Genomic DNA, 15,449 nt, shown 5'->3' on the forward strand with positions numbered 1-15,449 from the left:
GTAAACCCTTTTATTATGGAATGAACTGAATTTTTTATTAATTGGTAATGCACGACGATACAGGCAATAATAACCCGCCCATCGTCAAAGACGGGTTATTAACGACAACAGCCTTTTTATTATTCGAGCTGCCAGGCTCCGGCTTCGGTTAATGCCGCCGAACCGCTCCAGGCAAATAACGCTAATTCACGGCGGGGAGCCTGCGGATAGATACGGCTGCTCAGGCAGGCCTCGCCGTCATTGACAAAAACCTCCACCGAAGAGCTATCGAAAAATATCCGCAGATTGAGATCCGCCCCGGCGGTCAACGGTACGCTGCGCGTCCCGCACAGGCCATACTGCGGATAATGCCGCTCCAGCACCAGACGCTGCTGTTGGGCATCCACGTAGAGGCGCAGGCCATCGCCAAAGCGCAGACCATACTGCTCGGCGCTGCTGCTGGCGCAGTTCCAGCGCAGGTTGACCTCCATCGCCTCGCAGTTGTCGACCATCGTGGTCTGCTGATTGTTCAGGGTGCTTACCGGCCACGGGAACCAGACGCCGCGCAGGCTCTCCACTTCTTTCGCCGGGCGCATCTGCAGGCGGTTATCCGCGCTCAGGCTCAGCTCGCGCGCCAGGGAGAGCATGCCCGCCCAGCCGTCCTGCTGCTCCGGCAGCGGCGATTCCCACATATCCAGCCAGCCAATCACGATCCGCCGGCCATCGGGGGTGGCGAAGCTTTGCGGCGCATAGAAATCGTGGCCGTGATCCATCTCCGTGAACTCGCCGTGGCGGACGAATCGCTGCCCCGGCTGCCACTCGCCGATCAGATAGCCGCTCTGGAACAGGTTGCGGTTGCGGAACCCCTCGGCCTGCATCCCCTGCGGGGAAAACATCAGGACGCGTTTGCCGTTGAGGGTGAAGAAGTCCGGGCACTCCCACATATAGCCCATGGTGCTTTCCGCTTCATCCAGCACTCCCGCGTCCTGCCACTGGCGCAGATCGGCTGAACGGTACAGCCGTACCTGACCGGTGTCGCCTTCGCGCGCGCCGACGATCATGTACCAGCTGTCTCCCTCCCGCCAGACCTTCGGGTCGCGGAAATGGTGCATGCCCGGCGGAGTGTCGACCACCATCCCCTGGCGCTCGAAGTGGATCCCGTCCCGGCTGGTGGCCAGGCACTGTACCTGATACAGATTGGCTTCGTCGCCAGGGTCGCCGTGGAATTTATGCCCGGTGTAAATCAGCGCCAGGGTATCGCCATCGACCACCGCCGAGCCGGAGAAGCAGCCGTCTTTATCCTCCGGCCCCTCCGGCGCCAGGGCCACCGGCAGATGCTCCCAGTGCACCAGATCCTTGCTCCGCGCATGCCCCCAGTGCATCGGCCCCCACTGGGTGGAGTACGGGTGATGTTGATAAAAAGCATGGTACCAGCCGTCGAACCACACCAGACCGTTTGGGTCGTTGATCCACCCGGCGCGGGCCGCCAGGTGATAGTGCGGATACCAGCGCAGATTGAGCGCCTGGCGTTGTGTCTGGAGTACCTGTTCAGCCCTGGAGATTGTGTAAGTCATCATTTTCACTCTTTTTGATTCAGATAGCGGTAGGTTGCGACACCAGCGGATCGGCGGAGGATTTGCCGGAGCGCAACAAGAAGATGGAAATAAAGGTGGTGCAGAACACCAGCAGGCCCATGATCAGATAGGACTGAGCGAAGCCATATTTTTCATAGCTGTAGCCCGCCAGCGGCGACAATACGCTGGCGATAATCGAGCTGGTGCAGGCGAAGCCCACCAGATAGAGGGTGGCGGAGAGGCGTTTATCGAAGTTGATGCTGTTGTACTTAAAGATAGCCACCAGCAGTATCGGCAGCTCCACCGCGTGCAGCAGTTTGGTGATGGAGATCAGCAGCGGCCCCTCCACCAGGCCGGAGGCCACCATGCGCATCGCCATCACCATGCCGGCGAAAATCAGACCGTTTTTGGCGCCGATGCGGTTCACCAGCCACGGCGCGCAGAACATGCCGGCCGCCTCGAGGAACACCTGGAAGGAGTTAAGGTAGCCATACATCTCATTGCCTTCCTGCAGGGTCGCGAACTGCGATGAGAAATAGACCGGGAACTGCTGGTCATAGACGCCGTAGATGCAGGTGCCGATGACGAAGAAGACCAGCGCCCAGAAGCGCGGCAGCGTCAGCAGGCGCAGCGCATCTTCCAGGGTCACCTTGCCGCCCGAAACCGCCTCCTGCATCGCATGCGGTGCCGAGGAGACGCGCAGCCGGGCCAGCAGAATAAAAAACACCAGTCCGGAGCAGCTGGCGACGAGGAAGTTAAGCTGCGGGTTGATGTTAAACAGCAGACCGGCGAAGAAGGTGGCCACCGCCCAGCCCAGCGAGCCCCACATCCGCGCCCTGCCGAATTCAAACTGGCTCTGGCGCGCCACGCGCTCGGTATAGGATTCCAGCACGCCAATGCCGCCGTTAAAGGTCAAGCCGATGTAGATCCCGCCGAAGATGCTGCCCAGCAGGACGTTAATTTTCAGCAGATGGCCGAACAGCAGATACGCCGGACCGGAGAGGATCAGCAGCGCGGTGATATACCAGAGCAGATGTTTGCGCAGCCCCAGCTTATCCTGGATAAAGCCATAGCAAACTTGCGCAAACAGCGCGGAAACCGACAGAACGGCGTAGATGATACCGGTATCGCCGGCCTTCAGCCCCACCTCCTGGTGCAGCCAGATGGAGAGCAAGGAGCCGGATGACGACCAGGTCACGAAAAAGAAAAACAGTAAGGCACTGAGCAACGGGTAGCTGTGTGAGTGATGCGCTTTCATCATGACATTCTCGTGTTAGAGGAATGCAATTATGGTAACGTTAACAAAAAACAAAGCGCAGAGGGATTCGCTGCGATATATGATGTTAATCACAAAAGTTAACGTTAACATAATGAAGATGCGATCGCGATCAAAAATCAACCGCAACATCGCTCACGACGGCGTTAGCAGAAAATCGTTTCACGCTTTTACATCAGCGACTTAGTTGTATAGCCTGTACTCTGCAGCAATGGCGGAGGAAAAAATGGCGTCCCTGAAAGATGTAGCAAAACTGGCGAATGTATCTCTGATGACCGTCTCACGGGCGCTGAACACCCCGGAGCGGCTGAAGCCGGAGACGCTGGCCCGCGTACAGGCCGCCATCGCCGAAACCAACTACGTCCCCGACCTGTCGGCGAAAAAGATCCGCGGGGCGCGGGCCACCCCCAGCACCATCGGCGTGCTGGCGCTGGATACCGTCACCACGCCCTTTTCGGTGGAAATCACCCTGTCGATCGAAGAAACGGCCCGCGCCCACGGCTGGAACAGCTTTGTGGTCAATATGTTTTCTGACGATCGGCCGGAAGCAGTGGTCGACCTGCTCCTCTCCCACCGTCCGGACGGCATCATCTTTACCACCATGGGCCTGCGCCAGGTGCCGCTGCCGGACAAACTGCTGACCCTGCCCTGCGTGCTGGCTAACTGCGAAAGCCTCAGCCAACCGGTGGCCAGCTATATCCCGGACGATGAACAGGGCCAGTACGACGCGGTAAAAGCCCTGCTTGCCGCGGGCTATCATCGTCCGCTGTGCCTGCACTTACCCGCCAGCCAGCTGGCGACAATCCGCCGCCGCCAGGGGCTGGAGCGCGCCTGCCGGGAGGCGGGCATCGAACCGGAGAGCCTGACCCACTCGTATATGGCCCAGGGCGATGAGCATTACCACGATATTCCCGCGGTGGTGCTGGCGCATATCCGCGAGGGTAAACCCGGATTCGACTCGGTGATCTGCGGCAACGATCGCATCGCCTTTATGGTCTATCAGACGCTGCTGGGCCAGGGGTTACGCATTCCACAGGACGTGGCGGTGGTGGGATACGACAATATGGTGGGCATTGGCGATCTGTTTCTGCCGCCGCTCTCCACGGTGCAGCTGCCGCACTACGACATCGGGCGTCTGAGCGCCCTGCATATCATTCACGGCGACAACCATCGGGAGACGCGCAAGGTCGCCAGCCCGTGGTTGCCGCGCGCCTCGCATTAACGGTTACCGATATTGCGCAGCTTGTCGCCCGCCATCAGGTTGCGCTCAATGTGTTCGAGGGTGACATTTTTGGTCTCCGGGATCAGCCAGAAGGTGACGCCGATAAAGGCTACGTTGAGCACCGTGTAGAGCCAGAAGGTCCCGGCGGCGCCGATCGCGTCAAGCAGCGTCAGGAAGGTGGCGCCGATGATCATGTTCGACACCCAGTTGGTGGTGGTGGAGCAGGTGATGCCGAAGTCGCGGCATTTCAGCGGCTGGATCTCAGAGCAGAGGATCCACACCACCGGCGCCGCGCTCATCGCATACCCGGCAATACACATCATGGTCATGCCGACGGAAAGCCAGGAGAGGCCGCTGGAGGCGGTGCCATTGTCGAACTGCATCAGGCAGTAGCCGAGCACCAGGGTGCCCAGCGCCATCACGCTGAAGCCGATTTTCAGCGCCGGCTTGCGGCCTGCTTTATCCACCGTGAACACTGCGATAAAGGTGGCAAACATAAAGGTCAGGCCCACCACCAGGGTGGCGATCATCTGCTGTTCGGTAGTGGTAAAGCCCGCCATTTTGAAAATACGCGGGGCGTAGTACATGATGATGTTCATGCCGGTGAACTGCTGCATCGCCTGCAGCAACATGCCAAGGAACACCGCCCGGCGTACGTTACGATTGACCTTGAACAACGCCCAGCCGCCCTGCTTCAGCTTCAGGCTTTCGCGGATCTCGTTAAGCTCATCGCGCGCCTTCTCCGAGGTATCGCGCAACATCCGCAGCACCTCTTCCGCTTCGATATGGCGCCCTTTCTCCGCCAGCCAGCGCGGGCTGTTCGGCAGAAAGACGACCAGAACGATCAGGATCACCGCCGGCAGCGCCAGCACGCCCAGCATGGCGCGCCAGTTACCGCTGTAGCTAAAGGCGGTATCGGAAAGAAACGCCAGCACAATGCCGAGGGTCACCATCAGCTGATACATACTGATCATTTTGCCGCGCACGTTCTCGCTGGCCATTTCGGAGAGGTACAGCGGCGCGGTGTAAGAGGCGATCCCAACGGCCACCCCCAACACCACGCGGGCCACCAGCAACACTTCGACGCTGGCGGCAAAAGCGGAGCCGATAGAGCCGGCGACAAAGAGCACAGCCCCCGCCATCAGGCTGTATTTGCGGCCAAGGCGGAACGACAGCCAGCCGTTAAACAGCGCGCCTATCGCCGCCCCCAGCATCATGCTGCTGACCACCCACTCCTGAAGCTGGCTGGATAAGGTGAAGTGGTCGGTAATAAAGGGCAGCGCCCCGGATATCACGCCGATATCCAGGCCAAAGAGCAACCCCGCCACCGCCGCGGCGATAGAAACAAACCAGTTCATCCGCCGGGTGTCACGTTGCGCCCGCGGCGTTAATGCAGAGTCGTTACTGATTGAAGTCATTTTTATTCCTGCCACACAGAGAAAGACATAAGACGAAAGTACGTGACTGGCGGAGGAGTTTGTCAGGCTGGATACGCCAAAGATATGGACTATTTTGCTGGCAAGATGGGTTTTGTGATGGACATTAAACTTTCAAAGTAACGAAAAATTCGTTTCGCATCGTTAATAACCCTGTTCATACAGGGCGGTAACATTAATTCTGCATTATGGAATATGGACGATCCTCATTTTACGGTATGGACAATAATTGCTCAGACGGCCGGGGCGGTGAGTGCCGCGCCGGCCGTCGCCGTCGGTTAGCGCGCCAGCCAGCCGCCGTCCACCGCCACCGTGTAGCCATTGATATAATTGGAGGCTGGGGAAGCGAGGAAGACCACCGGCCCCATCAGGTCGGCCGGCAGGCCCCAGCGCCCGGCGGGAATGCGGTCGAGGATTTCGCTACTGCGCTGCTCGTCAGCGCGCAGCTGCTGGGTGTTATTGGTCGCCATATACCCCGGGGCGATGGCGTTGACATTGATATTGTGTTTAGCCCACTCGTTGGCCAGCAGGCGGGTAACGCCCATCACCGCGCTTTTGGACGCGGTATACGACGGCACACGGATCCCGCCCTGGAACGACAGCATCGAGGCGATGTTAATGATTTTCCCGCCGCTGCCCTGGGCGATAAAGTGCTTCGCCGCCGCCTGGGACATGAAAAATACGCTCTTGATGTTGAGGTTCATGACGTCGTCCCAGTCCTTTTCGCTGAACGACAGCGCGTCCTCGCGGCGGATCAGGCCGGCATTGTTGACCAGAATATCAATATGGCCAAACTCCGCCACCGCCCGCTCCAGCAGGTGAGGGATACCGTCGATCTGGCGCAGGTCGGCGGTCAGGCTGAGAAAGCGGCGTCCCAGCGCCGTCACCCGCTCGATGGTTTCCACCGGCTCGACAATATTGATACCGACAATATCGCAGCCCGCTTCCGCCAGCCCGAGGGCCATCCCCTGACCTAAACCGGTATCGCATCCGCTCACGACGGCCACTTTTCCCTGCAGGGAGAATGCATCAAGAATCATAATGTGTTCCTTAGTCGTTCAGAGCCTGCAGTATGCAGGCAAGGTTCTCTCGGCCCGGCTCGCGCCGGCGGCGCGACTGAGCGTGGGGCGAACTCATGGGCAGAGCCCATCATAAAAAATAAAACAGAGTTCCGTTTTACTGATGGGTGCCATCTTAGCCCCGCACTCTGTCATTTTCAATGATATTTAAAACGTTGTTTCATTTTTTATGACGCCGATTACAAAAAAAGAAAACGCGAACGGATCCGGTAACCCACGCCGGACAGGAAGCGGTTTTAAAAGGATGATGATTCAGCCGGTTGTCCGGAGAGGCGGCCAAAGTGAGGCCAGTAGGCCGCAGAAGATGCGGGAATTACGCTGAACTGCGTGAGACATCACAAATAATGAAACGTTGTTTTGATAAATTGACACCCATCTTTTAAAACACATCACTCAGCGAAACGCCTCTGGTCCAGCGGCATCGCAGGAAAGTAAGGAGCACTACATGGCTAAAGGCATGCGGGTCAAACTGAATTACCACGTCAGCCGCGATCCGGATACCGGGGCGGAAGTCACCCGCTTAACCCCCCCGGAGGTCACCTGTCATCGCAACTACTTCTATCAGAAGTGCTTTTTTAACGATGGCAGCCATTTACTGTTCGCCGGCGAGTTTGACGGCCACTGGAACTACTATCTGCTGAATATTGCCAGCGCCGAAGCCGTCCAGCTGACGGAAGGCGCCGGGGATAACACTTTCGGCGGCTTCCTCTCCCCGGACGATAAGTCACTCTATTACGTGAAAAATGACCGTACCCTGCTGGAGGTGAACCTCACCACCCTCGCCGAGCGTGAAGTTTACCGCGTCAGCGAGGCGTGGGTAGGCTATGGCACCTGGGTGGCAAACAGCGATTGCAGCAAACTGGTAGGCATTGAGATTGCGAAAAGCGACTGGACGCCGCTCAACGACTGGCAGATTTTCCATGACTTCTTCCACAAAGGACCGCATTGCCGCCTGCTGCGCGTCGACCTGCGCAGCGGTGAGAGCCAGGTGATCCACGAGGAAAAAATCTGGCTGGGACACCCGATCTATCGTCCCTTCGACGACCATACCGTCGCCTTCTGCCATGAAGGGCCGCACGATCTGGTTGACGCCCGCATGTGGCTGGTCAATGAAGATGGCAGCAACGTGCGTAAAGTCAAAGCACATGCCCCGGGGGAAAGCTGCACCCATGAATTCTGGGTCCCGGACGGTTCAGCGCTGATCTACGTCTCCTATCTGAAAGGCCAGCAGGGGCGGACGATCTATCGTTTTGATCCGGAGAGCGGCGTCAACGAGGCCCTGATGACGATGCCCGCCTGCTCGCATCTGATGAGCAATTTCGACGGTACGCTGCTGGTGGGCGATGGATCAGGCACGCCGGTGGATGTCAAAGATACCGGCGGTTACTCCATTGATAACGATCCTTATCTGTACGTCTTTAACGTGGCGGAGAAGCGCTACTTCCGCGTCGCGCGTCATGATACCTCGTGGGCGACGGTGGCCAACAGCCGCCAGGTGACGCACCCGCACCCCTCGTTTACGCCGGACGACAGCGCCATTCTGTTCAGCTCCGATAAAGACGGCAAGCCGGCCATCTATATCGCGAAATTACCTGACCATCCGCCGATGCTGAGCGCCTGAGCCCCGGCGAACGTTTTTCTGTAACTGGCCTTGCCCTCCTTCGCGGAGGGCTTTTTTTGTTCCCCCGCTTTGGCCCATAAAAAACCCCGGCTGACGGCGCCGGGGAAAACAGACGATGAGGGCCTGATGGAAATCAGAACGAGTAAGCCACCCCGACGCGGAAACGGGTCTGACGATCGCTGCGGTCATTCACGCCGACGTTGCCGATTTCACCATACGGCGACCAGTTGTTATCCAGCTTATAGGCCACCTTCACGTTATATTCCTGCGAGTAGGGTTTGTTGTCGTTACGATTCACCCCTTCCGAACTGCGGGCATAGACATAGTTCAGCTCGGTGCGCCAGTCGCCGAGAGCAAACCCGGCCCACGCGTCGCCGCGATTCACCTTGTCATCATCTTTGCCGGCATCATTCGGATAGCGGGTGTACTCATAGCGATAGCGAGCGGCGACATAGAAGCCATTGTCGAAACTGTATTGTACGTGCAGGTGCGGCTTGTAGATGGAGCGGCTGTCGTTGCTCTCTATGGTAAATCCGGGGGTGAGGAACAGGTTCGATGTCGCTTTCCAGCGCCAGCTGATGGTGTCTTCATGGCCGTTGCCCACCACGTCCGAATAGGGTTGCGAACCGTTGTCGCCGCCTGAACGCCATTTGGCCTCTACGGTAAAGCCTAGCCCGTTGGCGAAGCGGTGGGACACCGAGACGCGGTCAGCATTGCTTTTATCGCTCTTGCCGCCATCAATAAATTCATGACGTAAATCTATCGTGACCGCGGTTGCCGCAAAAGACATACCGCAGAGGGCGGCCAGAACCAGAGATCGTTTCAACATAGGGTACCCCTTATAATAAATAAAATGTCATTTCGTTTTTATGAAACATTATTTTATTTTTTAAGCACCTTAGTTTTAGTGACCAGGATCGTAGTTATTTGTTTCAAAAAAGGTGGCACAACAAGACGTGACGGATCTCAATAAATTGGCGGTGGGTGAGGGAAATACGGGAGAAAAAAGAGGGGTCGGCAAAGCGCGGCGCATAAAAAAGGCCTCCCGCAGGAGGCCATGGAAATCGACATGCAGCGCTACGCGCGTTCTACCGCCAGCGCCACGCCCTGACCGCCGCCGATGCACAGCGTCGCCAGCCCTTTACGCGCATCGCGCTTGATCATTTCATGCACCAGCGACACCAGAATCCGACAGCCGGAGGCGCCGATGGGGTGGCCGAGGGCGATCGCGCCGCCGTTAACGTTGACCCGTCGCTCATCCCACTCCAGTACCCGGCCAACGGAGATAGCCTGAGCGGCAAAGGCCTCATTGGCTTCGATCAGATCGACGTCGTCCAGCCGCCAGCCGGCCCGCTCAAGACAGCGACGAGTGGCGTGCACCGGCGCGATGCCCATCAGCGCCGGATCGACGCCGACGCTGGCGAAGGCGCGGATCCGCGCAAGGATCGGCAGCCCCAGCGCCTCGGCTTTCGCCTCACTCATCATCATCACCGCCGCCGCGCCGTCATTGATGCTGGAGGCGTTGCCGGCGGTTACCGATCCGAGACGATCGAAGGTAGGCTGCAGGCTGGCCAGCCCTTCCGCGCTGGCATCCACCCGCGGTTGTTCATCGGTATCCACGGTGCGCGCCGCGCCGTTATGCTCGGTAACGACCGGGACAATCTCATCGCGAAAGCGTCCGGAATCAATCGCCTTGCGCGCCTTCTGCTGCGAGCTGAGCGCCCAGGCGTCCTGCAGTTCGCGGCTGATGCCATATTCCCGGGCGAGGTTCTCCGCCGTGACGCCCATATGATAATCGTTGAAGGCGTCCCACAGGCCGTCATGGACCAGGCTGTCAATCAGCTGGCTGTTGCCCAGCTGGGCGCCGGTGCGGCTGTCGGTGAGGACATGCGGAGCGCGGCTCATGTTCTCCTGGCCGCCGGCGATCACCACGTCCGCCTCTCCGCACTGGATCGCCTGGGTGGCGAGGTGCAGGGCTTTCAGGCCGGAACCGCAGACGTCGTTAATGGTGATCGCCGATACGGTGTTGGGCAACCCGCCGCGAATAGCAGACTGACGGGCCGGGTTTTGCCCGGTTCCCGCGGTCAGCACCTGGCCGAGGATCACCTCATCCACGCTCTGCGGATCGATTCCCGTCTTCTCCACCAGCGCCTTCACCACCACGCTGCCCAGCTCAACGGCTGAATGGCGCGATAACGCGCCCTGAAAGCAGCCAATCGGCGTACGTAGCGCCCCGACGATCACGACATCCTTCATCCTCTACCCCTGCCCGTGCTTTTGCGCAAAGAAACAGCGATATACTAGATAATTGTTATCAAAAAACTTTGTAATTGTTTAAAAAAAGTGAAGCCAATCACAAAGAAATAGCTATTCGTTAACGCTCACGCCGCTGCAGATACTGACGCAGCCAGCTGCCGGCCGCCCCGGGCGGCGCTTTCTTATTCCACAGCAAATCCACCGAAATCGCCCGCGGCCAGCCGGGGATATCGAGCGCCACCAGTCCGCCCTGCGGCGCAAACTCCGCCACCAGCGCACAGGGCAGAATGCACCAGCCGAAGCCCTGCACCGCCATGCTGAGCAGCAGCAGGTAGTTTGGCGCCGACCAGACCTGCCCGGCGGCAGGCTCCGTCGCGCTGGCCAGAAAGGTGCTCAAACGCAGCTCGCGCCAGCTGCGCAGCTCATCCCAGACAACCTTGCCCTGCCCCGCCAGCGGATGGTCAGGCGCCACGTAAATGCCCATCGCCGTCTGCAGCGGCAGGCGGGTGCTGCCGATATCGGTCGGGTAGCGCTCTCTCGCCTCAATCAGTCCCACCTGGGCGCGGGATTTTTGCAGGAGATCGATCACGTCCTCATCTTCGCCAATCAAACACTCGAATTCGGTATGAGGGAAGCGGCGGTCAAACTGCACCAGCAGATCTTCCAGCACGTCCGGGTGCAGGGTGTCCGAGAGCACAAAGGTCAGCCGCGGCTCCGTCTCGCCGGACAACGATACCGCCAGCTCATCCAGCCGCTCGCTGGCGGCGAGGATCGCTTTGACATAGCTCAGCACCTGCTCCCCCTGCGGCGTCAGCGTCGGCTGCCGCGTTGCCCGATCGAAGAGGGTCACCCCGAGGTCAGCCTCCAGGTTGGCGATAGCGGTACTGATCGTCGACTGGCTTTTGCGCAGGCGACGGGCGGCGGCGGAGAACGACCCGCTGTCAACGGCCTCGACAAAGGCGGTTAACGCTTCCGGTGAATAACGCATGATGTATCTACTTTATCGATGGTTTCTATCTTTTGTTTATCATATTTTTCCATAAACTGCCGGGTAATTTCCTGTTCAGGCTAAAACTGGAGGTAGCTCGCCATGCAACAGACCCCACATCAGCGCAAGACGCTCACCGAGCGCGTTATCCACGCCATCACCTTCGAAGGGCTGGCGACGCTGATCCTCGCTCCCACCGCCGCCTGGCTGATGCAGCGTTCGGTGGTGGAGATGGGCGGACTGAGCATTCTGCTCGCCACCCTGGCGATGGTATGGAACATCATTTATAACGCGGCTTTCGATCGCCTATGGCCAGTCTCCCGCGTCCCTCGCCGGCTGAAAGTGCGGGCGCTGCACGCGATCGGCTTCGAGACCGGCTTTGTTATCATCGGCGTCACCATGGTGGCCATCGTGCTGGGGGTATCGCTGCTGCAGGCGTTTATGCTGGAGATCGGCTTCATGCTCTTCTTCCTGCCCTACACCATGGCGTTTAATTGGGTCTGGGACACCCTGCGCGAGCGCGTGATCCGTCGTCGCCGCCCGCGCCAGGCGGCGCGCGGCTAGCCTCGCGGCGGATCCTTCGCGATCCGCTGCCACTTTATCACCAAAAACTATCGCAACAGACGAACCATAAATATGGTAAATTGCACTCCTTTTTTTTGGTTTGACGGTTGATAAAGTCGCATAATGTCTAAAATTTGGTCTAAAGAAGAAACTCTATGGAGTTTTGCCTTATATGGCACTGCAGTAGGCGCTGGGACGCTATTTCTACCGATCCAGCTGGGTTCGGCTGGCGCCATTGTCCTTTTCATCACCGCGCTGGTCGCCTGGCCGCTCACCTACTGGCCTCACAAAGCGCTGAGCCAGTTTATTCTCTCGGCCAATATCGCGCCGGGAACCGGGATCACCGGCGCAGTAAATCACTACTATGGTAAGAAAATTGGCAACCTGATCACCGGGCTCTATTTCCTCGCCTTCTTTGTGGTCGTGCTGATCTACGCCGTGGCCATCACCAACTCGCTGGCCGAGCAGGTGGCACATCGCACGCCGATGACGCCTGCGCTACGCGCGCTGCTGAGCCTGGGGGTCGTGCTTGTCCTTAACCTGATCTTTCTCATGGGCCGGCAAATCACCATCAAGGTGATGGGCTTTCTGGTCTTCCCGCTTATCGCCTGCTTCCTGTTTCTCTCCCTCTATTTAATCCGCGACTGGCATCCGGAACATCTCACCAGCCAGATGCAGTTCAGCTCGCAGACGCTCCACCAGGTCTGGATCTCCATACCCGTGATGGTTTTCGCTTTTAGCCATACGCCGATCATCTCGACTTTTGCTATCGACCAGCAGGAGAAGCACGGCGACCTGGCCATGGGTAAATGCAAAAAAATCATGAAGGTGGCCTATACCATCATCTGCGCCAGCGTGCTGTTTTTCGTCTTCAGCTGCCTGCTGGCCATCCCGGCGACCTATATTGAGACCGCCCGCGATCAGGGGGTGACCATCCTCTCCGCCCTGTCGATGGTGCCGGGCGCGCCGGGCTGGCTGGCGGTGACCGGCATTATTGTCGCCGTGGTCGCCATGTCGAAATCCTTTCTCGGCACCTACTTCGGGGTCATTGAAGGCGCCAGCGAAATCGTCAAAAGCTCGCTGGGCCTGATGGGCGTGCGCAAGAGCCGCGCCTTCAACCGCGCGATGTCGATCATGCTGGTCTCTGCCTTCACCTTTGCGGTGTGCTTTATCAACCCGAATGCGATCTCGATGATCTACGCCATCAGCGGACCGCTTATCGCCATGATCCTGTTTATCATGCCCACGCTGTCAACCTGGCTTATCCCGGCGCTGAAACCGTATCGCTCGGTGGGTAACGCCATCACTCTGGTGGTCGGCCTGCTCTGCGTCTCCGTGATGTTCTTCGGCTAATCCGTCTCCGGCGACAGCGGCTTGCCTGAGCCGCTGTCGCACATTCTGACAATATTCTCACCCTTCTCTTCCTTGTTAGCGCATTACACTTACGGCTTAGCCACCGTGAGGAGAGTTCCTATGTCCAGTGTCACCTTATCCGGTCGCGGCACGCTCGGCGATCGCCAGGTCTATCGGTTGGGTTACGGCGCCATGCAGCTGGCCGGCCCCGGCGTTTTCGGCCCGCCGAAAGATCCAGAAGAAGCGGTGCGCGTGCTGCAGGCCGCCGTCGAAGCCGGGGTAAACCATATCGATACCTCGGATTTCTATGGCCCCCATGTGACCAATCAGCTGATCCGCAAAGCGCTCCACCCCTACCCCGACGATCTGTGCATTGTCACCAAGGTCAGCGCCCGCCGTGACGAGAAAGGCAACTGGCTGCCAGCCATGTCGCCCGCTGAACTGACCCAGGCCGTCGAGGACAATTTGCGTCACCTGGGGCTCGACGTGCTGGAGGTGGTGAACCTGCGCAGTATGTTGAGCCCCCACGGTCCGGTGGAAGGGTCGCTGGAGGCGCCGCTCGCCACCCTGCTGGAGCTGAAGGAGCGAGGATTGATCCGCCATATTGGCCTCAGCAACGTGACGGCAAAGCAGGTGGCGGATGCACAGAAAATGACGCCTATCGTCTGCGTGCAAAACCTCTATAACATTGCCCATCGCGCCGACGACGCGCTGGTGGATGCGCTGGCCGCCCAGCACATCGCCTGGGTTCCCTTCTTCCCGTTGGGCGGTTTTACCCCCCTGCAGGCGCAGGAGCTGAACGAGGTCGCGGCCTCGCTTGAGGCGACGCCGATGCAGGTCGCCCTCGCCTGGCTACTCCAGCGCGCGCCCAATATTCTGCTGATCCCAGGCACCTCATCCCGGACGCACCTGGCGGAAAATATTGCCGCCGCCGGGCTAATTCTGCCGGCGGATGCGCTGCGCACCCTGGATAATATCGCCACCCGCAAGCATCCCTGACCCATCAGGCCGAAAGGAGGGAACGACTTCCCTCCTCAATATTTGCCTGGAAAAACCTCATCACTGCTGGCACTATAGATCCTACAAATGGGGCGTGATCGACGATCGTTCTCTCATTATCCCCGTTAATTAAACTTAAGTTTTTTATCCTTCGACCGGTCTCCAGCTTGGAGGCCGTTGTCGTTTTTGTCATGACCAAAATTTGAAACGCTTGATTACAGGAAACACAATATCGAATTCCAAGTTTATACATATCAATCTGGCTGCAAAGATAGTCAATAACATCAAACGCTCATAAAAACATCTGATTAACCCAATCAGAATGTTGCTATTGCTATAAGAAAAATCAAACGCCTCACGACAACTATTTACAAGGGATGCACATGACAGAGGGAACGATAAAGACCAGTAAGTATGAAATTATTGCTATTTTCAGAGAGGAGTTGCGCAAACGCACTGAAATTGAAATATTTTTTAACAACACCAGTATCATAACCCAACTGACGCGCGTGGACTTTGCCGAGTTCCATATTCAGACCCATCGCAAAATCCCGCCAGGGCATAAAATTCGCTTTCTCCTGCATAGCGATTCAGGGAAAATAGAGTTTAATGCGGCCCTGACAAAACATGACAATAGCGGTGTCGATAAAGGTATCCGCTACGCCTTTTCCTTGCCTGAATGCCTGCAGGTGGTGCAGCGTCGCCGCGATCCCCGCTTTCGTTTACGCCACGAGCATGATTTTTATTGCCGCGGTCGCCATAAAAATGGCGAAAACTATCTTTTCGACATCAAGGACATTTCAGACGGCGGTTGCGCACTGATGACCAAAACGCCGAATCTGAAATTCCTCAGTCATAACGCATTGCTGAAAAACGCCGTACTGATGCTGGCGGAATATGGCGAGATCACCATCGACCTGGTGGTAAAGAATGTCATTATTATCACCCTTGATGACCCTAATGAAGAGAGCGAAAGCTACTATCAGATATCCTGCCAGTTTAAGTTCCGCCATCTCGACGACCAGCGCAGAATAGAGAAAATTCTGCTGGACCTGATCTTAGAAGCCAAGCGAAAAAAGAGAATCTGATACCCTTGGAAAGT

The 15,449-nt window shown here is 57.9% G+C and carries 14 protein-coding genes; 6 read left to right on the forward strand and 8 right to left on the reverse strand.

From position 1 onward, the window contains the following. Positions 1-119 precede the first annotated feature (119 nt). The 3 genes from ABLU50_RS10565 to ABLU50_RS10575 are packed head-to-tail and all read right to left on the reverse strand — an operon-like array spanning position 120 to position 2,961. The gene (locus ABLU50_RS10565) at positions 120-1,553 is read right to left on the reverse strand and encodes a glycoside hydrolase family 32 protein (RefSeq protein ID WP_087833251.1); all 1,434 of its coding nucleotides are present in this window, start codon (positions 1,551-1,553) and stop codon (positions 120-122) included. 19 nt (positions 1,554-1,572) lie between these two features. After that, complete coding sequence (locus ABLU50_RS10570; protein ID WP_087833215.1) at positions 1,573-2,814, reverse strand: MFS transporter; 1,242 nt, start codon at positions 2,812-2,814, stop codon at positions 1,573-1,575. A 12-nt stretch (positions 2,815-2,826) separates the two neighbouring features. Next, positions 2,827-2,961: a hypothetical protein gene (locus ABLU50_RS10575; protein ID WP_017899252.1), complete on the reverse strand. Its 135-nt coding sequence runs from the start codon at positions 2,959-2,961 to the stop codon at positions 2,827-2,829. A gap of 94 nt (positions 2,962-3,055) precedes the next feature. On the opposite strand from ABLU50_RS10575, the gene ABLU50_RS10580 reads away from it, so the two are divergent. Beyond that, positions 3,056-4,051 carry a LacI family DNA-binding transcriptional regulator gene (locus ABLU50_RS10580; protein ID WP_087833214.1) on the forward strand — a complete coding sequence of 332 codons (996 nt, stop codon included), beginning with the start codon at positions 3,056-3,058 and terminating at the stop codon, positions 4,049-4,051. On the opposite strand, the gene ABLU50_RS10585 is transcribed toward ABLU50_RS10580, so the two are convergent. Continuing rightward, positions 4,048-5,469: a sugar porter family MFS transporter gene (locus ABLU50_RS10585; RefSeq protein ID WP_087833213.1), complete on the reverse strand. Its 1,422-nt coding sequence runs from the start codon at positions 5,467-5,469 to the stop codon at positions 4,048-4,050. The two genes, ABLU50_RS10580 and ABLU50_RS10585, sit on opposite strands and share 4 nt — an antisense overlap. A 296-nt stretch (positions 5,470-5,765) precedes the next feature. After that, complete coding sequence (gene kduD, locus ABLU50_RS10590) at positions 5,766-6,527, reverse strand: 2-dehydro-3-deoxy-D-gluconate 5-dehydrogenase KduD (protein ID WP_087833212.1); 762 nt, start codon at positions 6,525-6,527, stop codon at positions 5,766-5,768. A 484-nt stretch (positions 6,528-7,011) separates the two neighbouring features. Here kduD and ABLU50_RS10595 point away from each other — a divergent pair, with 484 nt between their 5' ends. Continuing rightward, positions 7,012-8,187: an oligogalacturonate lyase family protein gene (locus ABLU50_RS10595; protein ID WP_023319089.1), complete on the forward strand. Its 1,176-nt coding sequence runs from the start codon at positions 7,012-7,014 to the stop codon at positions 8,185-8,187. A 133-nt stretch (positions 8,188-8,320) separates the two neighbouring features. Here the strand turns inward: ABLU50_RS10595 and ompK26 are convergent, their stop codons facing one another. The 3 genes from ompK26 to ABLU50_RS10610 form a co-directional block, all read right to left on the reverse strand. Further along, complete coding sequence (gene ompK26 / locus ABLU50_RS10600) at positions 8,321-9,016, reverse strand: KdgM family porin OmpK26 (protein WP_004205398.1); 696 nt, start codon at positions 9,014-9,016, stop codon at positions 8,321-8,323. A gap of 248 nt (positions 9,017-9,264) precedes the next feature. Further along, positions 9,265-10,443 (reverse strand): acetyl-CoA C-acetyltransferase, encoded by a 1,179-nt coding sequence (locus ABLU50_RS10605; protein WP_004205397.1) that lies wholly within the window; start codon positions 10,441-10,443, stop codon positions 9,265-9,267. Between the two features lie 118 nt (positions 10,444-10,561). Beyond that, a complete protein-coding gene (locus ABLU50_RS10610) occupies positions 10,562-11,431 on the reverse strand; it encodes a LysR family transcriptional regulator (RefSeq protein WP_087833211.1) in 870 nt (289 codons plus the stop codon). Positions 11,432-11,533: 102 nt separating this feature from the next. Between ABLU50_RS10610 and ABLU50_RS10615 the strand changes: the two genes are divergently transcribed. From ABLU50_RS10615 to mrkH, 4 genes are all read left to right on the forward strand, one after another. Further along, entirely contained in the window at positions 11,534-11,995 is a 462-nt protein-coding gene (locus ABLU50_RS10615; protein WP_004205393.1) for a multidrug/biocide efflux PACE transporter, read from the forward strand. A gap of 123 nt (positions 11,996-12,118) precedes the next feature. Further along, entirely contained in the window at positions 12,119-13,348 is a 1,230-nt protein-coding gene (locus ABLU50_RS10620; protein ID WP_004205392.1) for an amino acid permease, read from the forward strand. 120 nt (positions 13,349-13,468) lie between these two features. After that, the gene (locus tag ABLU50_RS10625) at positions 13,469-14,347 is read left to right on the forward strand and encodes an aldo/keto reductase family oxidoreductase (RefSeq protein ID WP_017899257.1); all 879 of its coding nucleotides are present in this window, start codon (positions 13,469-13,471) and stop codon (positions 14,345-14,347) included. A 383-nt stretch (positions 14,348-14,730) separates the two neighbouring features. After that, on the forward strand, positions 14,731-15,435 hold the full coding sequence (gene mrkH / locus ABLU50_RS10630; RefSeq protein WP_004205390.1) for a transcriptional activator MrkH: 705 nt from the start codon (positions 14,731-14,733) through the stop codon (positions 15,433-15,435). The last annotated feature ends 14 nt before the right edge of the window (positions 15,436-15,449 follow it).

This window comes from Klebsiella sp. GG_Kp173 (assembly GCF_040062415.1).
Classification (GTDB): Bacteria; Pseudomonadota; Gammaproteobacteria; order Enterobacterales; family Enterobacteriaceae; genus Klebsiella; species Klebsiella quasipneumoniae.